The organism is Paraburkholderia sp. (assembly GCF_050742655.1).
Taxonomy (GTDB): Bacteria; Pseudomonadota; Gammaproteobacteria; order Burkholderiales; family Burkholderiaceae; genus Paraburkholderia.
Genome location: NZ_JBOIGG010000002.1, coordinates 423,465 through 449,585, shown reverse-complemented (window position 1 = coordinate 449,585; position 26,121 = coordinate 423,465). Strand labels below are relative to the sequence as shown.

Below are 26,121 nucleotides of genomic sequence, written 5' to 3'. Positions count from 1 at the left end.
TCAGTTCAAGCGATCAATCGAAGCTTGTGCCGCTCACGCAGCCATTGCTCGAACGCCGCGGCCGGCATCGGCTGCGCATACAGAAAACCTTGCAGATGTTCGACGCCGACGCTTTTCATGAAGGCCTCGTCGGTTTCGTTCTCGATGCCTTCCGCGACCACTTCGAAATCGAGTTCGTGCGCGACCGCGACCATCGAACGTACGAGCGCCTGCGCTTTGCGGTTCTGGCCGATCAAATGCACGAAACTGCGGTCGAGCTTGATCGCGTCGAGCGGAATGCGGCCGAGCTGAGACAGCGACGAATAGCCGGTGCCGAAATCGTCGAGATGCACCTGCGCGCCGAGCGCGCGGAACCGTTCGATCACTGCGATCGCCGCCGTTTCGTCCTCGATCAGGCAGCTTTCGGTGAGCTCGATGTCGAGCAGGCAGGCATCGAGCGCCGCGTGCCGCAACGCTTCGACGAAGTGCCGCACGATGGCGGTATCGGCGAGCTGCCGCGGCGACACGTTGATCGCGATGCGCAGGTTCAGCCCGCACGCGTGCCACTGCGCGGCCTGTACCGCCGCCGTCTCCATCACCCAGCGGCCGAGCGGCCCGATCAGTCCCGACTCCTCGGCGTAGCGGATGAATTCGGCGGGCATGATCAGTCCGCGTTCCGGCGAATTCCAGCGCACCAGCGCCTCGACGCCTTCGACCGCGCCGCTCGCGAGCGATATTTTCGGCTGATAGTGCAGGGTCAGCTGGCCTTCGTCGAGGCCGCGGCGCAGGTTCGTGTCGAGCCACATATACTCGGCGACCTTGCGGTCCATCTCCGGCGAGAACACCCGATAGGTGCGCTTGCCTTCGTCCTTCGCGACGTACATCGCGGTATCGGCCGAGCGGATCACCGATTCGAGCGAGTCGCCGTGCTCGGGGTACATCGCGATGCCGATCGAGCAGCCCGTGTACACCTCGACGAGCCCGAGGCCGAACGGCGTGCGCATCCGCTCCAGGATGCGCTGCGCGGTCGCTTCGAGCGTCGGCGCATCGGCGCGCGTCGCGAGCACGATGAACTCGTCGCCGCCGAGCCGCGCGAGCACGTCGTCGTCGTTCAGGCACAGGCGTATCGCGGCAGACACGTCTTTGATCAGCCGGTCGCCGAACACGTGGCCGTAGTGATCGTTGACCTTCTTGAAGTTGTCGAGATCCAGGAACAGGATGCCGACCGACGTCCCCGCGACCGCATTTGCGATCGCCGTGCGAATGCGGTCCTGGATCGCGTTGCGGTTCGCGAGGCCGGTCAGCGAATCGGTGTTCGCGAGTTCGATCAGGCGGGCCTGCGCGCGGCGTTCCTCGGTGATGTCGGTGCCCGAGCAGATCAGGAACTGCTCGTCGACGCCGCTGCCGCTGTGCACGAACTTGTTGCGAAACAGGAAAAGCCGCTCGCCGTGCACCGTATTCACGAGCCGCTCCACTTCGTACGACACGCCGCGGCTGTAGAAGTCGGAGATGTTCTGGCTCGACGCGGCGCCCGCCGCCGACGACATGAACAGCGCCCAAACGTTGCGCCCGATGACCTCTTCCTCGCGCAGGCCGGTGAGTTCTTCCGCGAGCCGGTTGAAGCGCTGGATGCGGCCGTTGCGGTCGACGATCACGACGACCGAATTCACTTCCGACACGACCTGTTCCGCAAACGCCAGGCCGTGCACCAGATCGCGCGCGACCGATTCGGTGTCGTCGAACGCGGACGCGGTGCCGGCCCAGATGCCCGCGCCCAGCTTCTTGCCGACCAGATGCAGCCTTAGCGGCACGCCGGACAGCCGCACGTCGAGCTGCAGATGCGACGTGACGCCGGTCAGCGCGCGGATCTGCGAGGCCTGATAGGCGGACAGGGCGATCGCGGCGTCCGCTGGCCCAGGTCCGCTCACATGGGTCAGCTCGAGTGCGTTGCTGTCGCCGGCGAGCCGCCAGCAGGGGCTGGCGGTGCCGAAGCGCATGTAAAGCACCTGATCGCGTGAATCGTTCATGAGAATCACCGGAGCCAGTGGTGCATCGAACCGACGCGACGGGGTGGTCACGCGGCGGGGCGTCTTCGAGCGGGAAGACTCGTCCATTGTAGCGAAGCAGTATTGCTGCGACTGCACGTCGTATCGTGGCCGCGACACCGCGGGCGGTGTGTGCGCGGACGCACGTTTCGGGCCGCTTGCTGGCGCATTTTGTGCAGGCTGGCCGCGGCACGACGACGGCCGTTACCCGATTCCCGTAGTCGTGGGATGCATTGAGCATAGTGCGTGCGGCGCACGATTGCATCCTGCAGCGCGCCCGTGCGATGCTCGCGGTTCCCCGCCACGAGAGGCGCGCGCCGTAGCACTGGCGCATGCAGCGCACCGCGGGTGCCGCGCCGTTTGCGTGACGAGACCAGCCCGGCCGCAGTCAGGCTATCCACCTTCCCGCAACTATCTTGCATGGTCGACGCCGGAGTACGGCGCTAAAGCGCTAACTCCCATCGACACAGGAGGAGACATGAGCGTCCCGTCGCATATCGATACAGGTCCGGATTCGTCCGGTTTCATTACCCATTCCGAACCTGCCGTCCCCGTGTTCCGATCGTCCGCGATGCGGCGGGCCGTCGCGTTCACCGCACTCGCGTGGTGCGCGGGCTACGCGGGCCTGTGTGCCGCCGACACGCAGGTCGGCAGCACGCTGCCGGCGCCGCCCGACCAGCTGTACGGCGACCTGTTCGTCGCGGTGCAGACCGCGCAGATCTATCCGGACCAGAAGACCTTCGTCGACGCGACGCCGAAGACCGATCCCGCGACGATCCTGCAGGCCTACGAGGCGTCGAAGAACCAGCCGAACTTCTCGCTGCTGGCGTTCGTCAACCAGTACTTCACGCCGCCACCCGATCAGAGCGTGACGCCGCCCGCGGGCCAGACGCTGCGCGAGCACATCGACTGGCTGTGGCCCGCGCTCACCCGCACCACGACGAGCGCGCCCGACTACAGCTCGCTGATTCCGCTGCCGAAGCCGTACGTGGTGCCGGGCGGCCGTTTTCGCGAGGGCTACTACTGGGACACCTACTTTACGATGCTCGGCTTGCAGGAGTCCGGCCACGAAGATCTCGTCGACGACATGCTGGACAACTTCGCTTACATGATCGACACGTACGGCCATATCCCGAACGGCAATCGCACCTATTACCTGAGCCGTTCGCAGCCGCCTTTCTTCTCGTTCATGGTCGAGCTGGCCGCGCAGCAGGAGGGCAACCGCGTCTATCAGAAGTACCTGCCGGAACTGCGCAAGGAGTATGGGTACTGGATGCAGGGCGCGTCGTCGACGCAGCCAGGCAGCGCGACGCGCAACGTCGTCGTGCTGCCGGACCGCACCGTGCTCAACCGCTACTGGGATGCGCTCGACACACCACGCGACGAGTCGTATCTGGAAGACGTCCAGACCGCGCAGACGAGCGGCCGTCCGCCGGCGGACGTGTACCGCGATCTGCGCGCGACGGCCGAAAGCGGCTGGGACTTCAGCTCGCGCTGGTTCGGTGACAACCAGAACCTGGCGACGGTGCGCACCACGTCGATCGTGCCGGTCGATCTGAACAGCCTGATGTTCCATCTCGAGACGACGATCGCGCGCGGCTGCGGCGAGGCGCGCGATTTTCTCTGCGTCGTGCAGTTCATCGGCAAGGCGGCGAAGCGTGCCGAGGGGATCAACCGGTATCTGTGGAACAGCAATGGCTACTACGGCGACTACGACTGGCAGCTCGGCAAGCAACGCGACAACCAGACGCCCGCGATGCTCTATCCGCTGTTCGTCGGTGTTGCGTGGCCGGACCGCGCGCAGAAAACGGCGCAGGTGGTGCAGTCGGTGCTGCTCCAGCCAGGCGGCCTTGCGACGTCGACGTATAACACCACCCAGCAATGGGATGCGCCGAACGGCTGGGCGCCGCTGCACTGGATCGCGATCACGGGCCTCAAGCGTTATGGCCGTGCCGATCTTGCGCAGCAGATCGGCACGCGCTTTCTCGCCGACGTGAAAAACGTGTACGGCTCGCAGCAGAAGCTCGTCGAGAAATACATCGTCGAAGGGGCGGGGACAGGCGGTGGAGGCGGCGGCGAATATCCGCTGCAGGACGGCTTTGGCTGGACCAACGGCGTGACGCTGAAGCTGCTCGACGCGTATAGCCCGGGGGATTGACGGCGATTGTCAGCACGAGCGGGGCCGCGCGCTAGCGTTGTCCCGCGAGTCTGCTTGCCTGTTCTACGCGGCCATTGTGCGTGCCGGTTGCGTTGTTGGTGGCGTTCTCGCCGGTCGCGCGATCGAGGTCGCGGGCGCCCGCGAAGCACGCGATCAGCCCGGCCAGCGCGTGCTGCCGGTACGTGCTGTCCGCACACGCGTTCGCGAGGTCGTAGGCTTGCTGCCACGCGGCGATGATTTCGTCGAGCGGCGCGTGTGCGAGCGGTAACGCATGAGCGAGCGCGATGTGCAGCCGCAGTTCGTCGCGCATGCGGCGTGGCACGCTGGCATCGACGCGCGCGAGCGCCGCGCGGATCGCACGCAGGTATTCGTGCGCGAGCGCGAGCGAACGCCATAGCCGCTGCGATCCGTCGAGCAGCGCGATCGCGACGTCGATGCGGTCGCCTTGTATTGCCCACTCGAGCGCCGCACGCAGATCGTCGAGCAGCGTGCGGTCCGTTGCGTCCTTGGGCATACGTCCCGCGCGCTGGCTGTTGGTCGCGAGTCGCGGCGCAAGCGACAGCGCGTGTGCGGCCGCCGCGCGCTCGAACTCGCCGTGATGCCACAGCAGGTCGCGCGCAAAGAGACGCACCTGGCCGTGCAGGCGCAGCGTCGCGTCGCCACTGCCTTCGATGCGTTCGACGAGGCTCGCGTCGAGCAATGCATCGAGCTGCACGGCGTATTGTTCCGCGTATTGCTCCGTGTGGTTCGTGCCGTCCGCGTCACGTGCGGCAAGCGGACCCTGTGCCGCGTCGAACGCTTCGAGTAACCGAATCGCCGCGTCGCGTGTGAATTCGCCCGGGAAAATGCCGAGTCGTCTGAACATCGTTTGGGCGGCATCGTCGAGCGCGGGCATCTGCAGGTCGAGCACTGCGGCGACCGGTGCAATGTCGCTGCGTCGCACAGCCGGGGCATCGAGATCGCGTGCGAATGCGCGGATCGCGGCGTCGAGCGGCCGGTCCGGCGATGTCTGGCGCACGATCGCGGCCGCCGCGAGTTCGAGCGCGAGCGGCACGCCGTCGAGCCGGCACGCGATCAGCGCGGCGGCGGCAAGCGTGTTGGGCGCGATGCATGCGGTATCGAACGCGATGACGAGATCGGCTTCGGCACGGCTGCGTCGCGACGGTGTATGGCCCGGTGTATCGAACAGCACGGCGAAACGCGCGAACAGCAGACGCAGCGCGTCGAACTCGCGCGCCTCGGCGGCGTCGACGAACATCTCCGTCGGTGTGCGCAGCGGCCCGAGCGACACGACGCCCTCGCGGTCGATGAGAAGCGGGTGGCTCGCGGTGACGATCACGCGCAGGTTCGGCGCTGCGTCGACGAGCGCGCCAAGCAGAAACGCGGCGGCCGGGCCGAGCCGCTCGCAGCAGTCGACGATCAGCAGCAGACGTCGCGTGCCGATCGCCGACGTTAGCCGCTCGAGCGTCGTCGCGCCGGGTTCGGCCGGCACGCGCAATTCGAGCGCGAGCCTATCGGCGAGGCTGTCCGGTTGCAAATGCGACGAAAAAGAGACCGCATACGTGCCGTCGGGCACGTGCGCCGCGAGGCGCCGCGCGACCTCGTGCGCGAGCCGGCGCTTGCCGAGACCAGGTGCGCCGGTCAGCGTCACGACGCGTGTCGTCGACACGAGGCCGAGCAGTTCCGACAGTTCCGCATGCCGGCCGACGAACGGCGTCGCGCGGGCGGGCATCCGCAGCGCGGGCACCGGTTGCGACTGTCCGGCCGCGGACACGGATTGCAACGGATGCACGGCGGCAACGGTGAACGGTTCTACGCTGGGCGTGTCGCGGTCGAGCGTGTGCGCAGGTGCGGCGAAGCGATAGCCGTAGCCGGGCACCGTGACGATCAGATCGCGATCCGCGCCGAGCGCGCGACGCAATGCGGAGACTTGCGACTGCACGGTGTTCGCGTCGACCGCGGTGCCGGGCCATGCGCGTTCGGCAAGCGCGGCGTGCGGCACCGGCCGGCCCTGCGCGTCGACGAGCGCGGCCAGGATGTCGAGCGCACGGGCACCGATGTCGACGGGCACGCCGCCGGCGACGAGGCGAACAGGGGCCTGCAATAGCCGGTAGCAGCCGAATGCGATTACCGGCCCCGTCGGCCGCGGTAGCGACATCGAGGGTCTCCAGTCGGGGTTGAGCGGGCCGGGATGTCGGCCCTCGCGACGCTCCACGGGTACGCGGACGCCACGTTGCAGCGTGCGCACGAAGCCTGCGCGAGCGCTCCGTGAACAGCGGAATGCCGCAAGCTTAGGGTGTGTTGCGTGGATGATCAAGGACGCCGTACTCGAATGGCGCCGCATGAATGTGTGCTGCAGCGCGATATGCGTCGGGCTTCGCGGGATGCGATGTCGCTGCGATCGGAGAATCCGCGTCGGAGCGTCGGAGCGTCGGAACGTCAGCCGACGTTGAGGCAGTGTTAAGACGACGGACGACGTCGCGTGACGGCGGACCGGTCGTACCGCATGCGGCCGGTCCGTGGTTGCGCGAGCGCCGCCTTCATCGCAGCAGAGGATGGATGTCGTCTTCCCCGGAGCGGCCGAGCAGGTTGCGCATCGCCTTGCGCACGTAGGGATCGGGGTGATCCACGCACGATTCCGCATAACCGTACCAGGTCGGGTCGTTCAATCGCCTCAGACACAGCGCCTTCAACTCGGGACACTGGTCGTCGGGCAACCCGTTGACGAGTTGCCAGGCCTCCGTGAGGAGTCCACGCTGAATCGCGATCATCACGGGAAAGACCAGCAGGTCCTTCGATGCAGGATGCGCTTCGTTGAGTTCCTGAAGAAGCGCTTCCGCTTCGTCCAGCCGGTTCTCCCGGATGTGTTCGACGATTGCGTTGCCCATCGAGGCCGCATCGGTTGCGCGGAGCGTTTCGGCGATTTCCATGATGCCGTTCAGCCCTTGTTGCCGTTGCCGGTCAACGTGCCGACCGCGCCCTCGAGCAGGTTGTTCGCCGCGCTGGACTCGAGTCCTTCGGGCGTGAGTTCGACCGCGCCTTTCGCGGTGCTGAACGCCCCGCTGCCGGCTTCCTTCACGCCGCTAAACATCTCTTTCGGGTTGAGGGTCAGCGCGCCTTTCGCCAGGTCGCCAGCACCTTCGGCCACCTTGCCGATCCCACCGACGACACCGCCTACCGCTTTGCCGATGTCCTTGCCGATCCCACCCAGTACGTTTCCGAGGAAGCTCATTTCGTTTCCCTATTTATCGAATTAAGGTGCCCCCTTCGAAGCAGAAGGAGGGGGGGACGCTCGTGGAGCTCGCCCATCGTCGATCCCGAATTCAATGTAGCAGCGGCGTTCGGGTGGGCTCGACCGCGCTGCGAATCGCGGGAACGAAATGCGAAGCGGGGTGCGATGTGGTTTGCGGTGCGATGGCGTTCGTGGTGCGGAACAAAACTTCCTGTCGCCGTTTCGTGGCGTATGAGACGGGTCGCACGACGCGACGAACATCGACGGCATGCAGGCCACTGTAAGAGTCGTCGCATGTTCGATATCTGGGACGCGGGAGAATTTGTCGCGCGTGCATCGCCCGTTGCGCTACTGTGCAGTCGCGTGTGTTCTCTTCGGACCCGGACGGTCGCCGGGCGCGTCCGGAATCCATCTCGCGAACCTCTTGTACCCCGTCCGGAACCCAGGACTGATTCGGGTTGCTAACAAATAAGTCGGGTGACGGCGTCTGTCGCGTCGATCGGACACCACGGGCTACTTCACGCGCGAAGTCCGGGGCCAATACGGCCTCTCATTCACCGCGGTCGAAGTCCGGACCATTAACGAATACCCGCTGCAATGGCGTGCGCGGATTTGTTCGCATACGTCATCATTTGGCATTACGCTCTTGATATCTTATGGGGCGTACAGGATTCGAGTTATTGCGCATAGATGTCCGCATTGACCTGCCTGCCAGCTTATCGGAGATTACTTTTCTTTTTTTCTGCATTATTGTCGGGCGGGAGTCCGGGCCCGGCAGCGGATGTACAGGGTAGGGGACGGTGCGATGAAATGTTAAACAGCGGGTCGCGGTGCGATTCGCAAGACTCGTGCACGATTGGCATCACCGCAGTGCAGTGAGACTGGCGTGTGGTGCCGAAGCTTCAGTGCATGCGGCATGCGGTTGCCCGCGCGAGTGGGCTGCCCGTATCACACTATTGCTCACACAGTATTTCTATCGGATATTTTTTGCAGTGGCCGTACAGCGGTCTCTATTGCTTTAATTAAAGGTCTACCGTGCGCTGCCGTAAACGCGACCAAGAGGCCGCTTTCGCCTCCCGGAATTTACTTTCAATTTGCCAACACGCGGAATCCTTTGTCATGGGGAATATTGTTCGCGGGCCAGGTGTTCTCGGTATTAAGTGTGTTTCACCGAGGCATGGGTCTCTTGAGTCCCGCGAATCCAGGTGGTGCATCGAGCGCCCGGATTCGCACCGTCGAACAGGTCTGCAGGGCACATAGGAATTCATCAAGATGCGTCTCGCGCGAGGGCTTGGTCGCGCGGTGCATTCGGCGCAGTTCCGCCAGACGGGGCGCGTCAAGAACATACCTGAGAGAGCAGCATGGCGTGGGGGGCAGCCGGGTATTCCTGTGCGCGCCGTAAAGGTTCGCTCAAGGGGCACGACGAAAACAAGGCAAGAGAGAAGGCGAAGACGGTATGCGAAAGCTAACGGCAGGAGTATGGGTGGCGCTGTCCCTGGGCTGTGCGTGGACTGCAGGCGCCCGGGCCGCAGTGCCGGGGCCGCAGGTAGTCGTAGAGGGCAGCCGGCATGCCGGTGACAGGGTGAGAGTGGCGGGTCACGCCGTGCCGTTGCTGCGCGCGCTCGAGCAGATCGTGCCGCCGAGCTACAGCGTCAACGTGCCGAACGCAGGCACATGGGCCGACATTCGGGTGAGCTGGCGCGGCGACCAGTCTTTCGTGGACGCGCTCGGCGAGATCCTGTCGGGTAACCGCTCGCTGCAGGCACGCGTCAACACCGATCTGCATCTCGTTACCGTGAGCGCGGTTGCACCGCTGCCCACGCGACCGGCTTCACCGGTAGGGCAGTACGCGATGCAGCCGGTTGCGCCGATGGCTACACCGCCGCTCATGGATGCGTCGAGCGTGATGCATACGGCTGCACCGGCGGCTGCACCTGCAATCATCCCCGCGAGCTATGCCGTCGCAGCGAAACCGGTTGTATCGAACGCAGCGAGCGTCGCCGCATCGTCGGCTTCGATGAAGCCGCAATCCTATGCCGCACAGGCGCAAATGCCGGTTCAGGCGCAAGCGTCGCAATCCCAACCACAACCACAACGACAACCGCAGCCGCAGCCGCAGCCGATGCCGCTCACCGTCGACGTCTCGACGCAGCCATCAGGTCTCGCGCCCACTCCCATTCCCGCCACAGCGGCCGTACCGATAGCCGCACCCGCATCGAGCGATATCGACTCCGGTATCACAGTTTGGGATTTGCGTCAGTCCGACGGCTCCGTGCGCAACGCTCTCGCGCGCTGGGCGAAGGACGCGGGCTGGCAATTCATCTGGGCGGTGCCAACCGATTTTTCGATCGACGCGACCGCGACGATCCACGGCACCTTCGAACAGGCGCTTCATTCAGTCGTCGATGCGCTGAGCCATTCGGACGTGCCGATCCAGGCGCTCATGTACAAGGGCAACCACGTGTTGCGGATCACCGCAAAGGGAGCAAGCTGATGCGCGCACTCCAGCATTTCGCCGCATTCGGCGTTTCGCTTGGCCTGCTGACCGGCTGTACCGGCCTGCTGCAAGGCGTCCGTCACGACAGCCAGGCCGACCTCTCGCACTCGCAGAATCTGCTCGACGCCAGCCATCGCGGCGAGAACCGCGAGCACGATACCGATGCGGTCGTCGTGAGCGATCAGCTGTGGCTCTCCGGCAATACGCTGAAGATCGCCAAGGTGACGACCTTGCCCGGCGTGTTCAACGAGCCAGCGAGCTTCGACGGCACCGTCGATTCGTTGCGCGCGTTTGCCGACCGGATCACGCGTCTCACGCACATGCCGGTGAAGGTCGCATCGGGCGCCGACGACGCTGCGGCGAATGCCGCGCAAGGCGGCGTCGCCGCGACGGGCGCGAGCCCGGGCGCCGCGGCTTACCCGGGTCTGCCGCCGCTGCCGACCGGATTGCTGCAGAGCCCGTCGCCGGGTTCCTCGCGCGGCGGTGTCGCGTCTGGCGACGGACGCGCGATGCATATCGTGTATGCGCACGGCGACCTGCGCGGTCTGCTCGATGCGGCGACCGCGCGCTTCGGCGTCTACTGGAAGTACGCGGACGGCTCGATCATTTTCTACTACACGGATACGCGGGTGTTCCAGGTGTCCGCGTTGCCCGGCGATTCGAAGCTCGAGACCTACGTGAACAGCGGTGCGAGCAACAGCGGCGGGTCGGGCGGTGGTGGTGGTGGGGCCGGTGGCGGTGGTGGTGGGGCGGGCGGCGGCGCGGTGGGTGGCGGTGGAGGCGGCTCGGGTTCGTCGCCGTCGATCTCGTCCGACAACACCGCGAACACTGCGATGAACGCGTCGCTGTCCGTCTACGGCAGCCTGCAGGCGACGATCAAGGCGATGCTGTCTCCTTCCGGCTCGGTCGTGCCTTCGCCGGCGACCGGTTCGATCACCGTGACCGACACGCCGGATGTACTCGACCGCGTGGGCGCATTCATGGAGCAGGAAAACCGCGTGCTGTCGCGGCAGATCCTGGTCAACGTGACGGTGCTGTCGGTGACGCTGTCGGCCGACGACAGCTACGGCATCAACTGGCACGCGGTGTACCAGGCGCTCGGCACGCAGTTCTCGTTCGGCAACAGCGTGTTCACCGCATTGACCGGCGCGCCGAACGCCGCGACTGGCGCGAACGGCACCGTCTCGGCCACGGTCATCTCGCCGAACAGCCGCGCGGATACGACCTCCGCGGTCATCAGCGCGCTGTCCGATCAGGGCACCGTGCGGCGCAAGACGTCGGCATCGGTGACGACGTTGAACGACCAGCCGGTGCCGGTTCAGGTCGCGACACAGCAGAGCTACCTCGCGCAGATTTCGACGACCAACACGGCCAACGTCGGCAGTCAGACGTCGCTCACGCCGGGCACGGTGACGACGGGTTTCAACCTGACGTTGCTGCCGCACATCCTCGACGATGGCACGGTGATGATGCAGTTCTATACGAACATCTCGTCGCTGACGTCACTGGTGCCGTTCTCGAGCGGGACCGGCTCCAATGCCGAGCAGATCCAGCTGCCGACCGTCGACACGCGTAACTTCATGCAGCGCATTTCGATGAAGTCGGGGCAGACACTGATGATCGGCGGCTACGAAGGCGTCGTCGACAACGGCAGTCAGAGCGGCATCGGCACGCCCGCGAACTTCGCGTTCGGCGGCGGGTACACCGCGCAACGTTCGAGAGAGGTGATCGTGATCCTGATCTCGCCGGTGACGATGAGCGGCGCCTGATCCCGCACGGACCGACAAGATCATGGCGACGCAAATCATCCAGATCGACCGCTACCGTTTTGTCTGCGGTCTGTTCTGGCAATCGCTGTCGAGGCGCCACGAACTGCGCACCGAAGCGGTCGAACTCGCGACCCGGCTGAACTTCGATGCGATGGTGCTGCGCATCGATCGCAGCTTCGCGGGCGCGGGCTTCGCGAGCACGCGCGAAGGCGCGCAGTTCGGCCTGCCGTCGCTCGGCGCGCTGGTGTCGAAAGCGATCGCCACCGAGGGCGCGTTCTACGAAGGCCGTCAGCAGCCCGCGCCGAACTGGCTCGGCGCATTCAGTCTGCCGGACGGACGCTGGGCGTATTTCGCGGTGCGCGACGGCGCGTTCCTGCCGAACGGCGACTGGATCGGCACGAGCGACGAAGTGTTCGAGCGGCTGAACAGCGACTACAGCCTGGGCGGCTGGAACGTGGTGATCGGCGACCCCGGTATCGATTCGCGCGGCTTCCACAATTTCTATCCGCGCCGCATCGAGGACATGATTCCGCGGCGCGGCGGCAAGCTGAGTCTGCCGCGCTGGCTGAACCTCGTGCCGGTGTCGCGCAAGACGCAGCAACGCCGGCTCGCGATCGTCGCGGGCGTCGCGGTGCTGGCCGTTGCGGCGCTCTATGGCGCGCTGTGGTACCGGTCGTACCGGCAGAACCTCGAGCGCGAACGCGCCTTCGACAATGCACGCCAGCAGATGCTGCTGCATCCGGTCGACGCGCTCAGCAAGCGGCCACTGCCGCATCCGTGGGCGGGTACCGCGCGGCCGTCGGTGCTCACGCGTTACTGCCTCGATCACTTCGAGATGGTCGGCCCCGGCGGCTGGCAGCTCGACGAATACGTGTGCCGCCCGACCAACGCGTCGTACAGCTGGTCGCGCAACGATTCGAACGTGGCGATCCTGCTTGCCGCGGAGCCGCATGCGGTCGCCGATCCGTCCGGCGATCGCGCGTCGCTCGTGACGCCGTTCCAGTTGCCACCTGGCGGCGACGAATCGATCGACGGCGTGCAAGGCGTGCGCATCCGTCTGCTGTCCGCGTTCCAGCTGCTCGGCATTCCGCTGCACTTCACGTTGCAGCGGCCGCCGGGGCAGTCCGCCTCCGATGCGCCGCCATGGCAGGTCTGGCATTTTTCCGCGCAGCTCGGCGAACTGTCTCCGCGCAACCTGATGAATTATCTGGACGAACCCGGTGTGCGTCTGGACAAGCTGTCGTATCAGCCGGGGCAGTGGTCCATTGAAGGAGAGGTATATGAAAAATGACCGTTTGCTACGCACGTGGGCGCTCGTCTGCTGCGTGACGTGGCCCGTACTGGCTCATGCGCAGGCCGCGTCGACGCCGCTCACGGTCAGACCGGACAGTCCCGCGACGGCATCCGGTGCAGCGGCTGCGAAAGCCGCGGCTGCCGCGACCGATGCCGGGCCATCGCCGGCCGCGCTCGCCGCGTCGCGCGAGTTGATGGGACTGCAGGAAGACACGGTCATTCTGAAAGCGCAATTGAAGAAGCTCGAAGCGCAGGCCGAAGTGGCCGCGCGCCAGGACGCGCTCGGCAAGATGGGACGCTCGGTCACCAACGACGAGATCGCGGTGGTCGCCACGCAGAGTCTCGGTAGCACGACGACCGCGACGCTCAACGTGAACGACAGCAGCGAAGTCGACGTGCACGCCGGCGACATGCTGCCGAACGGCATGCGCGTCATATCGATCCGTCCGGGCGCGGTGGTGATCGACAGCCACGGGACGCGCACGACGCTGACGGTATCGGCGACGCGCGTACGCGATGCACGCATGGTCGCGACCAGCGGATCGACCGGCATGTCGATGGGTACGCCGCCGATTCCGACTATTCCGATGCCCGGGAGGTAAGCAATCATGGCTTCCCCACTCAGTGCCAACGGCCTGCTCAGGAAGAGCATCGCGTCGCTGAAGACCCAGGCCGTGCAGAGCGCGCCCGCTGTGACATCGACGACGCCACCCGTCGTTACGCCACTGCTGTCGCCGACCGTCGCGCTCGCGCAGAAGCAGGACGCGAGCAAGGCCGGGCCCGCAACCGCCGCCGGTACAGCGGCAGTGCAGCCGGCGCCGCCCGTCTCGATCCCGCCGGCTCCATCGTCCGCGGAACCGCCGCTTGTGCCGCTCGCGCCGCTTGTGCCCGTTGTGCCGGCGATCGTTCCGATGGTCGTGCCCGCGCGCGCGGACACGCCGCGATCGACTGCGCGGCCGCTGTCCGACGCGGGCGAATACGCGGCGAGCGCCGAGGAGCGCAAGTTCCTGTGCCTGCTCGACGACGGCACGCTGCTCGTCGCCGAAGGGCACGACATGAATCCGTTCGTGCTGTCGTACTGCGCGCGGCTCGAGCGGCTCAACTATCGCTATTCGACGCGGCTCGTCGGTCTCGACGCGGTGCGTCGTTCGTATCAGGGGCAACGTCGCGACGGCACCGGCGAGCGCGTCGATCACACGCAGATGCAGGTGGTCGCGAAGAACCTGATCGCGCGCGCGACGGCGGAGCGCGCATCGGACATCCACATCCGTGTGAACCGCTTCAGCACCGACATCCTGTTTCGCATCCACAACGAACTCGTGCGCATCAGCGAGCAGACGCGCGAGTACGGCGAGCGGCTGCTCGCCACGCTGTATTCGGCGATGGCGAGCGTATCGGACAACACGTACAAGCCGACCGAGCGTCAGGACGCCAGCATCGGCGATCGCGACAAGCTGCCGGAAAAACTGTTCGGTGTGCGGATCGCGACCGCGCCGACGAGCGTCGGCAGCGTGATGGTGATGCGGCTGCTGTACAACGACGCGGGCGAAGCCGCCGCGCTCGAGGAACTTGGTTTCACCGAGCGGCAGTCGGAGATGATCGAGCTGCTCAAGCAGCAGCCGCACGGAATGAACATCATCAGTGGACCGACCGGCTCGGGCAAATCGACGACGTTGCAGCGCGTGCTCGCGGGCCAGATCCGCGACATGGCCGGCACGATTCACGTGATCACCGTCGAAGACCCGGTCGAGTATCCGATCACCGGCGCGGTACAGACGCCCGTCGTCAACGCGAACAGCGAAGAGGCGCGTTCGACTGCGTTCGCCGCGGCGATCGCGAACGCGATGCGGCTCGACCCGGACACCATCATGATCGGCGAAATGCGCGACCGCGCGTCGGCGCAGAGCGCGTTGCGCGCGTCGATGACGGGCCACCAGGTGTGGACGACCGTGCACGCGAACAGCGCGATCGCGATCGCCGACCGGCTGATCGATCTGGGGTTGCCCATCTCGATGGTCACCGACGAAACGTTGATCACGGGTTTGATCAGTCAGCGTCTCGTGAAGCTGCTGTGCCGCCACTGCGCACAGCCGTTCGCCGACGTGATGCATACGATGGACCCGGCGTTGACCGGGCGCGTGATGCGCGCGGTCGGCGGGCGCTTCAGTCAGGTGCGGGTCGCGGGTCCGGGCTGCAAGCATTGCACGAACGGCACGGTCGGCCGGACGGTCGTCGCGGAAGTGATCCGCACCGACGTGACGTTCAGCGAGCTGATGCGCGAGGGTCGCAAGAGCGCCGCGTACGAATACTGGTTGAACGAGATGGGCGGTCAGACGGTCGCGCAGCACGCGGTGGAGAAGGTCGCGGCGGGGCTCGTCGATCCGCGGATGGCTGAGCGGATCGTCGGTCCATTGCCGCCGGCGCCGGATGCCGAGCGAGGCCTGTTCGTCGCGGGCGGAGAAGGTCATGGCCATTGACGTTTATCGCACGTGGGCGCGCCTGCAGTTCACGACGCAGGCGCGGCTGCGGCTCTATCGCAAGATCGCGAAGATGATCAGCAACGGCTTGCCGCTGCTGAAGGTGCTCGAAGAGCTCGAGTTGCGCGCGTCGCATGAAGGCCGCAAGCCGAATGAACCCGAAGCGCTGACGCTCTCCGACTGGCGCCGCGTCGTGCAGAACGGCGGCATGCTGTCCGAAGCGATGGAGTGGTGGGTGCCGCACACCGAACAGATGATCGTGATGGCTGGCGAGCAGTCGGGCCGCCTCGAAGTCGCGCTGGGCATGGTGAGCAACGTGGTGACGTCGCAGCGGCGCATCCGCTTCGCGATCGTCGGTGGGCTCACGTACCCGGTCGTGATCTTCGCGATGACGATCGGCTATCTGTATCTGTTCGGCAAGCTGGTGATTCCGCGCTTCGAGACGATCGTCAGCGCGGACCGCTGGCACGGTGTCGCGCATTCGCTGTACACGATGTCGCGCTTCGTGCAGGGCGGGATGATCTATTGCGTGATCGCGCTGCTGCTGCTGGTCGCCGGGCTGTTCTATTCGATGCCGCGCTGGTCCGGTAACACGCGCGTGATGCTGGACCGCTTTCCACCGTTCTCGGTGTACCGGCTGATCGTGGGCTGCGGTTTCCTGGTCGCGTTTTCGTCGTTGCAGTCGGCGGGCTTCACGGTCGAAAAATCGCTCACGCGTCTCGCGGACAACGCGAAGCCGTGGCTACGACAGCGCATCGACGACATGCTGTTCGGCGTGAAGTCCGGGCTGAACGTCGGCGAGGCGATGAAGAACACCGGTTATGGATTCCCGTCGACGGAAATCGTCGACGACCTGTGCATTTATGCCGAATACAAAGGGTTCGCGGACGCGCTGCAGTCGCTCGCGGACGAATGGATGCAGGAAGGCGTGACCGTGATCGAGGCGCAGATGCGCGTCGTGAACGGGGTGGCGATCGTCACGCTCGCGCTGGTTCTGTCGTGGCTGATTACCGGATTCTTCGGAATTCAGCAGGAAATTGCCGCTATGTCCCGTTCGATGCATTGAGAGCGGTATTCAATCGTCATGTGGCGCAGCTGCATGAAGCCGTGCGGGCGGGGCACCCGTCGGCAGCGGATGTCTGTGTTTATCAAGGGGATCGACATGCAACAGATGGTGAAACTGGCTTCCCGGCGCGAGACACTACGCGCAATCCGCGCGCTGCGTGCTAAACGCGGGGCGCAGCGCGGCGCATCGCTGCTGGAAGCGATCGCGTACCTTGGGATCGCGGCGATTGTGGTGATTGGCGCGGTTGCGCTGTTGAATGGCGCGTTCAGCAGTGCGGGCACGAACGAGTTGTCCGAGCAGGTGAATGCAATTCAGACTGGGGTGAAGAAGCTTTATATGGGGCAAACGACGGGCTATACGAATATTTCGAACGCGGTACTGCATGCCGCGGGCGTATTCCCTAGCACAGTGCCTGTCGATGCCACCAATAACGCGACAGATAACTGGGGTGGCGCGGTGCTTATTACTTCACCGAGTGCGGGTACGTTCACGATCAGCTACGACAAGGTTCCGGAAGCAGTGTGCATCAATGCGGTGACGGCTGGTGGCAGCTGGACGGCGATCTCGGTCAACGGAACGGTAGTGGCGTTGCCGGCCACTCCGGCTACCGCGCAGGGCGCCTGCAACGTCGCGTCCAATCTGATCCTCTGGACCTCCGTCTAACGCCACGCAAGGCCACCCCTGACCCCCGACCATGTACGCGATATGGGTGCTCATAGTATTCGGCGTGTTGACCGGCGCATATGCGCTGTTCGACAGCGAGCTCGTGTCGTCCACGCCGACCGCGGCCAATGTGAGCCTCGCGGCGAACATGGCCACGTATCGTCAGGCGGTGGTCGTGTACGCGCAGAACAATCCGACGTTTCAGGGGCAGGCTCCAGTCGCGTTGCCGGCCGGCACGCCGACCGCATCGATGCAGAACTACGTGATCCCGAACAACTTGCTCCCGAACACGAACGGTGTGCCTGGCAGTCTGGTGGTGATCTACGGCCTATCGTCGAGTTCGGGCGCGGCCGCGATGGACGTCGAGCAGATGGCGCAGGGGTCGGCACTCGCGGGGGTCGCGCTGGCGGGCAACGTTCAGTCGCCCGGCAATCAGTCGGTGCCGCTGCCCGCCGAGATTGCCGCGACCGTGCCGAACGGTGCGGTGGTGTGGATGGCGCAGGCTTACCTATGACGGGTTCACGTGCAATCCTCCGGCGCGTGCGCTCACATCGTATGACGCGTGGCGTCGAGCGCGGCTTCACGATGATCGAAGTGCTGGTCGCGCTCGCGGTTACCGCGTTGATGGTCGCGGGCGTGACGACGATGATCACTACGTCGCTCGAAGATACGCGCGGGCAGCAAGCGGCGCTGTATCAGCAGCAGGTCGGCCTGGCCGCGAAGCAGCTGATCACGACGAACGCGTCGGCGCTGGCGCAGGCGACGACGACGGTTGTGCCGTTTGGCGGTGGCGGAACGTATCAGCTATCGACGTTTCTGCCGCCCAATATGCGGTCGACCAACGCATACGGCCAGACGCCGTGTCTGCTCGTCACGACGCAGTCGGACGGCTCGCTGCTCGGACTGCTCGTCACCGAAGGCGGTACGACGATCGCCGATCCCGAACTCGGCTACATCGCCGCGAATTCAGGGCAGGGCGGCGGCTCGATTCCCGCGACCAACAATGGGCCGGGTTCGGCGATCGGTGCATTCGGCGCATGGACGGTGACTGCGCCGAACCCGTCGGGCGTGTCGTGCACCGGCACGAAGACCGGCACCGGGCATCTCGCGAGTGAGGTCTACCTCGGCAGCACCGCCACACAGAATTCGGACTACCTGTACCGCGTATCAGTGCCGGGCAATTCGAAGGCGAACACGATGCAGGTGCCGATCGTGCTTGCACAGCAGCAGCTCGACTATACGACCTGCCCGACACCGGGCGCGATCGCGGCGGATGCGGCCGGCAATGTCGTGAACTGCCTGAAGAACAGCAGCGGAGTCCTACAGTGGTTGCCGCAGGCGTCGTACCACTGGCGCGGGCTGGTGGCGGACGAAAGCTCGCTGGGGAGCGTGGACCCGACATCGCAGTCCGTCGGCGACGTCGTGATGACGGTGAAAACAAACCGTGCCTACACGTACACCGGCACCGGCCCTGCGAGCGGCTGGCAGGCGCTCGCGGTTGACGAAGCGGGCAACCTCGCACTGGGTAATGCGCATACGATCGGCGACACGTGTACACCAGATCCGACCAAGACCACCACGTCCGTCAGCACCGACAAAAACGGCGTCGTCGTATCGTGCCAATCTGTCCCGCAGAACAATGACTATGAGTGGCAGCCCGCGTCGCAAATCACGTTGGTCTCGAACAGTGTCAACTGCATGATGTTCATGCAGTCGGCGAACGCCGTCGACTACGGTACTGCTGCCAATCCCTGTACCCCGATGCCGTGGACTTCGCTTTCTTACGATGGCACGACCAACACCTACTACGACGATGCAGAGACCTCCATCACGCTCAACAAGCCCGGTGTGATAAATGTCTCCGCCTGGGAGCACATGAACGACGGTCAATACGGCACCACCTTTACCTCGGGAGCCGAGATTGCACAGTACATCTATGTGTACGACACCACGGGCGCTCTTGTCGCGCAGAACCAGAGTCAGAGTCCCAACCTGACCAATGACTCGTCGGGCATCAACAACAGTCTCACGTATGCCGCCCCTATTAAGGGAGCCTACAGGGTTGTCGTGTGGAGCGCCTTTGCGCACTTCGCAGCGGCGGGGACGACTCCTCTGCCTATGCCGTGGACCAGCAATTATCTGAATGGTTCGAATCAGATTATTGCGAATACGCCGGTGGCGGCGGGATGGACCATCAATGCTTACTATTGAACACACGGCGCGCTATCGATGAGCACATCCCTCTCCGACAATACTGCGCGTTCCGCCGTGACGCCCAATGTCACGCCGAAACGGCAACGCCGTCGCCCCTACGCGTCCCGCTCACCGCGGCACGATAGCCTGCAACAAGTCATGCAGCTCCATCCGGTTATACGTAGTGCGCATCACGTCGCGCGGCGTGCACAGATTCTTCGCGACAAGGCTCGCCAGATGCTCGTTAAGCAGCCGCGACATGTTGTCGTGCTTGCGCTTCAGGAAGTCGCCGATCAGCGGCAGCTTCGCCGGATCGACCAGCATCGCGCTGATCTGCTGGTTGTTGTTGAACAGCAGCTCGCTCGCGAGCACGAAGTTCTCACCGTCCACAGTCGGCACGAGGCACTGGCACACGACACCGATCAGCGAATTCGCGAGCGACGCCGCGTAGCGTTCGCGATGCTCGGGCGGGAAGAACGACAGCAGCCGCGTCAGCGTGCCGACCGCGCTGCCGGTGTGCATCGTCGCGAGCACGAGGTGGCCCGACTCTGCCGCCTGCAGCGCGGTTTCGGCGGTGTCCGGGTCGCGGATCTCGCCGACCATGATCACGTCGGGCTTCTGCCGCAACGCTTCGCGCAGACCTGCGGGGAAGCTCGGCGTGTCGGTCGGCACCTCGCGTTGCGACACGATCGACGTATGGCTTTCGAGCTCGTATTCGATCGGCTCCTCGATCGTCACGATGTGGCCGTTGCGCGTGCGGTTGATGTAATCGAGCATCGACGCGATCGTCGTGGTCTTGCCCGAGCCGGTCGGACCCGTGACCAGCACGAGACCTTTCGGACTTTCGATCATCGTGCGCACGTATGCGGGCAGGCCGAGCTTGTCGAGCGCGAGCGGCTGCAACGGCAACCGGCGAATCGAGATCACCAGTTTGCGGCCGCCGTAGGTGCGATAGATGTTGCAGCGCAGACGGCAACGCGTGAGCACGAACGGCCGGTCGATCGCGCCTTCCTTCAGCATGTCTTCCCAATCCGGTTCGATCGACTCGAGCGTCGGCGCCATCTCATCGAGCAGCACCGGTTCCTCGCCGACCGCGAGCCAGCCGCGCGGCGCCTTGATCATGATCGGCCGGTCCTGTTCGATGTGGATGTCGGTGAAGACCTGGCGCAGATCGATGAGGTCGAGGATCTCGCGCGTAAGGTCGCGCCGTTCGAAACGAGGGGTGTTCATGTCGAAGCCTGTCGAATGAGGGCAGATGGGAAATTCTCACACGAAATCGCTCGCGACGTATCGAATGCAGCTCCCTGTTCAAGCAATTAACCCGGTCAGGCACTCAATGACAATCATGAAGTGGAGCAGAAACCTGAATACCGTCGCCGGCTGCGCGGCGCTTGCACTCGCGCTTGCACTGACAGTAGCGGCACCGCGCGTAGACGCCGCGCCGCTGCGGCTGCGCTCGGCGCCGATCGACTATGCCGCCGACGGCAAGGACATCAAGGACGTGCTGCGCGACTTCGGCGCGAGCCAGGGGCTCGCCACGAACATCTCGCCGGGCGTGACCGGCACGGTGAGCGGCAAGTTCCATCTGCCGCCGCGCCAGTTTCTCGACACGCTCGCCGCCTCGTTCGGTTTCGCGTGGTACTACGACGGCGAAGTGCTGAACGTGGTCGCGTCGTCGGACCTGCAAAGCACGCTGATCAAGCTCGATAGCGCGAGTACCGAGACGCTGCGCGACACGCTCACGAAGATGCAGATCGCCGACGACCGCTTCCCGATCACCTACGACGCGACGCAGGGCACGGCGATCGTCAGCGGACCGCCGCGCTACGTGCAGCTGGTCCAGCAGATCGCCGAGCGCATCGACACGAATGCGCAACGCCGCACCGGCACGATGGTCCAGGTCTTTCCGCTGAACCACGGCTGGGCGCAGGACCGCACGGTGGTGCTCGACGGCGACAAGGTGATGCTGCCGGGCGTGGTGTCGGTGCTGAACAATCTCTATCATCCGGACGCCGGCAAGAAGGACAAGGACAAGAGCAGCAAGGGCGACGGTCACACCTCGGGCGTGTCGCGCGTCGCGCCGATGAACGACGTGAACGGGCAGACCAGTAACGGCCCGTACATTCCGCCGCCGCTGCCGCAAGGCTCGAACAAGGGCATGTTCGCCGGGCTCACCGGCGAGGCTTCGCCGCAATTGCAGGCGGCGGTCGGCCAGACGCCGCCGCCGCCCGCGTCGAGCGTGCCCGCGCAGGGCGGCGACGGCACACTGCCGGTGATCGTCGCCGACCAGCGCACGAACTCGGTCGTGATCCGCGATACCGCCGACCGCATGCCGCAGTATGGCGCGCTGATCCAGCGGCTCGACGTGAAGCCGCAACTGATCGAGATCGAGGCGCACATCATCGAGATCACGGACGATGCGTTGCAGCAGCTCGGCGTCGACTGGACCGCGCACAACAGCCACATCGACATCCAGACCGGCAGCGGCACGAACACGCAAAACGGCTACAACGGCAACATCACGCAGTCGTTCGGCAACACGACGCTGGCGGGCAACGTGGCGGCCGCGGCATCGCCGGCCGGGCTGTCGATGGCGGCGGTGCTCGGCGACGCGGGCCGCTATCTGATGGCACGTGTGTCGGCATTGCAGCAGACCAACGCGGCGAGGGTCGATGCGAGTCCGAAGGTGGTCACCGTGAACAACATCGAGGCGATCATGGACAACAAGCAGCAGTTCTTCGTGCCGGTGCAAGGCTATACGTCGGGCGATCTGTACAGCATTTCGACCGGCATTTCGCTGCGCGTGCTGCCGATGGTGCTGGAGGAAGACGGCCAGACCCGCATCAAGCTCGACGTCGCGATCGAGGACGGCGAGATTACTTCGCAGAACGTCGGCAACCTGCCGGTGATCCAGACGAGCAACATCAATACGCAGGCATTCATCAACGAAGGACAGGCGCTGCTGATCGCCGGCTATCACGCCGACACGGACTCGACCGGTGTGACCGGCGTGCCGTATCTGTCGAAAATCCCGCTGCTCGGCGCGCTGTTCCGCACCGACAACCGGACGAAGAATCACATGGAGCGGCTGTTCCTGCTGTCGCCGCGCGTCATTAACCCGTAGCCGTCCGAACCCGAACCTGAAGCCGGAACAGGACAAAGAGGACCATCAGCGTGGACGAAGAGGCCCGAAAGTCTGCTGCGGAAACGCGGCGCATGCGCGCGGTGCTGGATGGCATGCCGTGCGGCGTGATCTCGCTCGACAGTTGCGGTGTCGTACTCGACGCGAGCGACCGCGCGAGCGTGTTGCTGCGCATGACGCTGCCCGTCGGCGCCGATCTGGCCGCGGTGCTCGGCGACCAGTTCGAGATGACCGAGGTGCTCCGCCGCGACGACTTCGAACGTGGCTTCGATCTGCATGTCGAGGACTGCACGCTGTGGGTGCAGGGCAATGCAATGGCGAACGGCGTGATCGGGATGGTCGTGACGGTGACCGAGGTGACGCCTCTCAGCCGCTCGGTGGACGAGCGCGCGATGTCGCTGCGCTTCCTGCTGCACGATCTGCGTTCGCCGCTGAACTCGATCAACGCGCTGACCCAGCTCGAAGAGAGCGACCACGAGGCGTTCGAGCGCTGCGGCGGCATGCAGCAGATCACGCAGCTTGCGCAGTACGTGCTGTCGCTCGGCGAGCAATATATTTTCAGCTCCGTCACGGAACATCTGCACGCGCGCGATTTCAAACGTTTCGACCTGCGCAGTACCGTGAGGCAGATCATCTCGCAGCTCGAGGTCACCGCGACGTACTACGGCGTGCCGCTGCAACTCTGGCTGCCGAACGGCTCGCCTGCATGGGTCAACGGGATGCGCAACTTCGTCGCGCGCGCGATCCAGAACGTGATCGACAACGCGGTGCGCGCGTCGCCGCGCGGCGATGCGGTCACCGTGTCGGTGCGGCATCGCGACACCTTCGTGGAAGTGGTCGTCGGCGATCGCGCGGGCGGTTTGCCGGGCCTGCGCGAAGCGGGCGGCCGGTTGACCAGTTTCGATGCGCTCGGCAAGAAGAGCGCAACCGGCTTCGGCCTTGGCCTCAAGCTCGCAGTGCAGATCGTCGAGCTGCATGCCGGAACGTTGCACGCTGAACTGAACGACGACGACGGCACGACGTTCGTGCTGCGTCTGCCGTGTCTGAATTCTGCTTCGGTCAGGTCGTCGGGCGGCTCGTCGCTCGTCGATGCGGACCGGGCGCTGCACGAATCGCGCAAGTAACACGCGGTGCGCGCCGCTTCAACATGAAGGAGATTCAACGATGAAACTGATGTCAGGAAGACCGGTGCGAATACTGCTGGTCGAGGATGACCCGGCTCATCACGCGTTGATGGTTTCGTGGCTGAAGACCGAGGGTTACCAGATCAATTCGTTTCACAACGGCCTCGAGGCGCAGCAGTATCTGGCCGACAACTGGGCGGATCTCGCGATTCTCGACTGGGACATTCCCGGCGTGGCCGGCGACAAGCTGCTGCAGAAAATCCGTGGCCGCTCGCAGTCGACGATGCCGGTGCTGTTCCAGACCGTGCATTCGGCGGAAACCGACATCGTGCGGATTCTCGATGCGGGCGCCGACGATTACCTCGTCAAGCCGTTCGACCGCCAGGTGCTGCTTGCGCGCGTGCGCGCACTGCTGCGCCGCTTCGGCTCGACGAACGTGCAGGGCCGCAAGATGATGGTCGAAGACTGCGTGCTCGACCAGCAGGCGCGCTCGCTCGTCACGGCGGACGGCGAATCGCACAAGCTCGGCACGAAGGAATTCGACATCCTGTGGCACCTCGCGTCGCACCTCGGCGCGGTCGTGCTGCGGCAGGATCTGATGAGCGTCGTGTGGGGCTGGGACGCGGCGGTGCAAAGCCGCTCGGTCGACATGTACGTGAGCCGTGTGCGCAACAACCTGAAGGCGACCGGCGTCGGCTGGAGCGTGCAGTCCGTGTACGCGACCGGCTACCGGCTGACCCTGCAACCCGACGGCGCGACGCGCGACGAACCGGAGCGCGGTGCGAAGCCGGGCCCGACCGTCGCGCCGGCCCGCTAATCCCCGATGACCATGTCGATCAGGATCCCGACGATACATCGCACGCTCTGCGCCGGCGTGCTTGCGCTCGCCCTCGTGTGCAGTGGCCTGGGCATGGCGAACGTGGCGAACGCGGCTGGCGTCGTATGGCAAGGCACGCGCTTCGTCTATCAGACGAGCGGTAGCAGCGTCGCCGAAACATTGCGGCTGTTTGCCGAAGGGCAGAACGTGCCGCTGCGCGTCAGCGGCGACGTGACGGGCACGGTGCGCGGCCGCTTCTCGATGCCGCCGCAGCAGTTCCTCGAGATGCTGTGCGCGTCGTACGATCTCGTCTGGTACGACGACGGCACGACGATCGAGGTACTGCCCGCCAGCGACCAGCAGATTCTCGAGATGCGGCCGAACTACATGACGCCCTCGGCGCTCGTGGTGGCGCTTGATCACGCGGGCGCTAGCGATCCGTATTTTCCGCTGCAAGTCGACATGGCGAACGGCACGGTCGGCGTGAGAGGTCCAGCCGACTACATCGAGCGCGTGCGCAACGCCGCGCAGCGTTTCGAACTCGATGCGCGGGACCATACGCGCACCGCCGTGAAGGTGTTGCGGCTGAAGTCGTCGATCGCGGCCGACCAGGTGCGCTCGATCGATGGCCGCGACATGGTCGTGCGGGGCGTCGCGACGCGGCTCGCGGCGCGCTTCCGACACGGCCGGCTCGATGCGACAGCGATTCCTGCAGTCGCTCCGGTCGAGTTCGACGCGCCGCTGCCGATCGTCGAGGCGGACGCGGCGACCAACTCGATTCTCGTGCGCGACAAGCCCGAACGGATCGACGGCGATGCGATGCTGGTCGCCGATTTCGACGTGCAGCCGCAACTGGTATCGGTGCAGACGTGGGTCGTCGACGTCGATCGCGATGCGCTCGCGGAACTGGGCGACGTGTTGCCGTTGCATGCGGCTGCTCCTGACGGCGCGGCGTCGTCAACTCCCGCGGCATCCACGACTCTCGACTTCGCCACTGCTGCCGACGGCGGCCACGATCTGCTCGAACGGCTGCATGCGCTCGTGCAGGCGAAGCGCGCGTACACCGAGGTGTCGCGCACGGCACTCACGGTCGACCGGTCGCCCGCGGTGATCGACCGGCACGAAGCGCGACTCGCGGTGCGCGACGGCGACGTGCCGGATAGCTCGATGGATCTATGGCTATCGGTCCAGCCGACGCTCGACGCTGCCGCCGCGTATCAGCGGATCGGTTTGCGCGTCGATCTGGGCCGCGCGCCGCCGGTCGTCGCAGGCAAGCCTGGCGCCGAGCGGATCGTCGCGGCGAATCTCGCACCGGGAGATTGTCTGGTGATCGCAGCACCGCCGCCGGACGATGCCGACCCGCATGCGCCGCAGCGTCTGGTGCTGCTGATTCCGCGCATTGCAGCGTAAAGCGGCGTAGTGCGGTGTGATGCGGTGGAACGCGCACCGCATTTTGTAAAGCAGGATCGAATCATAAAAAATAAAAGAAGTTAGGGTCACTAAAGTTTTATCGATCCATGCCGACAACGTAGGTTGAGGCGCGATGTCGATGATCTCGACATCGCGACGAACAGGTTCTGGTTCCTGGTATTTGAACGGCACACCGGCGCAAGACCGGTCTGGCCGTGGATGTAGCGTCATTCGGGGGTGGTCGGTGAATCGAACG

19 protein-coding genes are annotated in these 26,121 nt (G+C 65.1%); 14 read left to right on the top strand and 5 right to left on the bottom strand.

All coding sequences use genetic code 11. The annotated features are described in order from the left end of the window. Window positions 1-5: 5 nt before the first annotated feature. Window positions 6-2,006, bottom strand: a complete 2,001-nt coding sequence (pdeR, locus tag ACREXZ_RS04595; protein ID WP_431762846.1) for a cyclic di-GMP phosphodiesterase — start codon at window positions 2,004-2,006, stop codon at window positions 6-8. A 496-nt stretch (window positions 2,007-2,502) separates the two neighbouring features. On the opposite strand from pdeR, the gene treA reads away from it, so the two are divergent. Then, complete coding sequence (treA, locus tag ACREXZ_RS04590) at window positions 2,503-4,182, top strand: alpha,alpha-trehalase TreA (RefSeq protein ID WP_431762845.1); 1,680 nt, start codon at window positions 2,503-2,505, stop codon at window positions 4,180-4,182. 31 nt (window positions 4,183-4,213) lie between these two features. Here treA and ACREXZ_RS04585 read toward each other — a convergent pair whose 3' ends face one another. From ACREXZ_RS04585 to ACREXZ_RS04575, 3 genes are all read right to left on the bottom strand, one after another. Beyond that, window positions 4,214-6,340, bottom strand: coding sequence for an ATP-binding protein (locus tag ACREXZ_RS04585; protein ID WP_431762844.1), 2,127 nt, complete (start codon window positions 6,338-6,340; stop codon window positions 4,214-4,216). A gap of 382 nt (window positions 6,341-6,722) precedes the next feature. Next, window positions 6,723-7,112 (bottom strand): HrpB1 family type III secretion system apparatus protein, encoded by a 390-nt coding sequence (locus ACREXZ_RS04580; protein WP_431762843.1) that lies wholly within the window; start codon window positions 7,110-7,112, stop codon window positions 6,723-6,725. Between the two features lie 8 nt (window positions 7,113-7,120). After that, window positions 7,121-7,414: a hypothetical protein gene (locus tag ACREXZ_RS04575; RefSeq protein ID WP_431762842.1), complete on the bottom strand. Its 294-nt coding sequence runs from the start codon at window positions 7,412-7,414 to the stop codon at window positions 7,121-7,123. A 1,483-nt stretch (window positions 7,415-8,897) separates the two neighbouring features. Here ACREXZ_RS04575 and ACREXZ_RS04570 point away from each other — a divergent pair. From ACREXZ_RS04570 to ACREXZ_RS04530, 9 genes are all read left to right on the top strand, one after another. Next, a complete protein-coding gene (locus tag ACREXZ_RS04570) occupies window positions 8,898-9,908 on the top strand; it encodes a toxin co-regulated pilus biosynthesis Q family protein (protein ID WP_431762841.1) in 1,011 nt (336 codons plus the stop codon). Next, complete coding sequence (locus ACREXZ_RS04565) at window positions 9,908-11,680, top strand: PilN family type IVB pilus formation outer membrane protein (protein WP_431762840.1); 1,773 nt, start codon at window positions 9,908-9,910, stop codon at window positions 11,678-11,680. The genes ACREXZ_RS04570 and ACREXZ_RS04565 overlap by 1 nt, the downstream gene beginning before the upstream one ends. Window positions 11,681-11,702: 22 nt before the next feature. Beyond that, window positions 11,703-12,971 (top strand): type 4b pilus protein PilO2, encoded by a 1,269-nt coding sequence (gene pilO2 / locus ACREXZ_RS04560; RefSeq protein WP_431762839.1) that lies wholly within the window; start codon window positions 11,703-11,705, stop codon window positions 12,969-12,971. Beyond that, entirely contained in the window at window positions 12,961-13,575 is a 615-nt protein-coding gene (gene pilP / locus ACREXZ_RS04555) for a type IV pilus biogenesis protein PilP (RefSeq protein WP_431762838.1), read from the top strand. Before pilO2 ends, pilP begins: the two co-directional genes overlap by 11 nt. A gap of 309 nt (window positions 13,576-13,884) precedes the next feature. Next, window positions 13,885-15,450, top strand: a complete 1,566-nt coding sequence (locus ACREXZ_RS04550) for a GspE/PulE family protein (RefSeq protein ID WP_431762969.1) — start codon at window positions 13,885-13,887, stop codon at window positions 15,448-15,450. Then, on the top strand, window positions 15,440-16,516 hold the full coding sequence (locus ACREXZ_RS04545) for a type II secretion system F family protein (protein ID WP_431762837.1): 1,077 nt from the start codon (window positions 15,440-15,442) through the stop codon (window positions 16,514-16,516). The genes ACREXZ_RS04550 and ACREXZ_RS04545 overlap by 11 nt, the downstream gene beginning before the upstream one ends. A gap of 96 nt (window positions 16,517-16,612) precedes the next feature. Beyond that, window positions 16,613-17,179 carry a type 4 pilus major pilin gene (locus ACREXZ_RS04540; RefSeq protein ID WP_431762836.1) on the top strand — a complete coding sequence of 189 codons (567 nt, stop codon included), beginning with the start codon at window positions 16,613-16,615 and terminating at the stop codon, window positions 17,177-17,179. Window positions 17,180-17,210: 31 nt separating this feature from the next. Next, on the top strand, window positions 17,211-17,693 hold the full coding sequence (locus ACREXZ_RS04535) for a type IV pilus biogenesis protein PilM (protein ID WP_431762835.1): 483 nt from the start codon (window positions 17,211-17,213) through the stop codon (window positions 17,691-17,693). Then, on the top strand, window positions 17,690-19,390 hold the full coding sequence (locus tag ACREXZ_RS04530; RefSeq protein WP_431762834.1) for a prepilin-type N-terminal cleavage/methylation domain-containing protein: 1,701 nt from the start codon (window positions 17,690-17,692) through the stop codon (window positions 19,388-19,390). The genes ACREXZ_RS04535 and ACREXZ_RS04530 overlap by 4 nt, the downstream gene beginning before the upstream one ends. Before the next feature lie 111 nt (window positions 19,391-19,501). Here the strand turns inward: ACREXZ_RS04530 and ACREXZ_RS04525 are convergent, their stop codons facing one another. After that, window positions 19,502-20,602, bottom strand: a complete 1,101-nt coding sequence (locus tag ACREXZ_RS04525; protein ID WP_431762833.1) for a type IV pilus twitching motility protein PilT — start codon at window positions 20,600-20,602, stop codon at window positions 19,502-19,504. 115 nt (window positions 20,603-20,717) lie between these two features. On the opposite strand from ACREXZ_RS04525, the gene sctC reads away from it, so the two are divergent. From sctC to ACREXZ_RS04505, 4 genes are read left to right on the top strand one after another with little or no spacing between them, the layout of a single operon-like run. Continuing rightward, window positions 20,718-22,496, top strand: a complete 1,779-nt coding sequence (gene sctC / locus ACREXZ_RS04520; RefSeq protein WP_431762832.1) for a type III secretion system outer membrane ring subunit SctC — start codon at window positions 20,718-20,720, stop codon at window positions 22,494-22,496. Between the two features lie 50 nt (window positions 22,497-22,546). Next, a complete protein-coding gene (locus ACREXZ_RS04515; RefSeq protein WP_431762831.1) occupies window positions 22,547-23,638 on the top strand; it encodes an ATP-binding protein in 1,092 nt (363 codons plus the stop codon). Window positions 23,639-23,678: 40 nt separating this feature from the next. Further along, window positions 23,679-24,455 (top strand): response regulator transcription factor, encoded by a 777-nt coding sequence (locus tag ACREXZ_RS04510; protein ID WP_431762830.1) that lies wholly within the window; start codon window positions 23,679-23,681, stop codon window positions 24,453-24,455. A gap of 12 nt (window positions 24,456-24,467) precedes the next feature. Then, window positions 24,468-25,865 carry a type II/III secretion system family protein gene (locus ACREXZ_RS04505; protein ID WP_431762829.1) on the top strand — a complete coding sequence of 466 codons (1,398 nt, stop codon included), beginning with the start codon at window positions 24,468-24,470 and terminating at the stop codon, window positions 25,863-25,865. The last annotated feature ends 256 nt before the right edge of the window (window positions 25,866-26,121 follow it).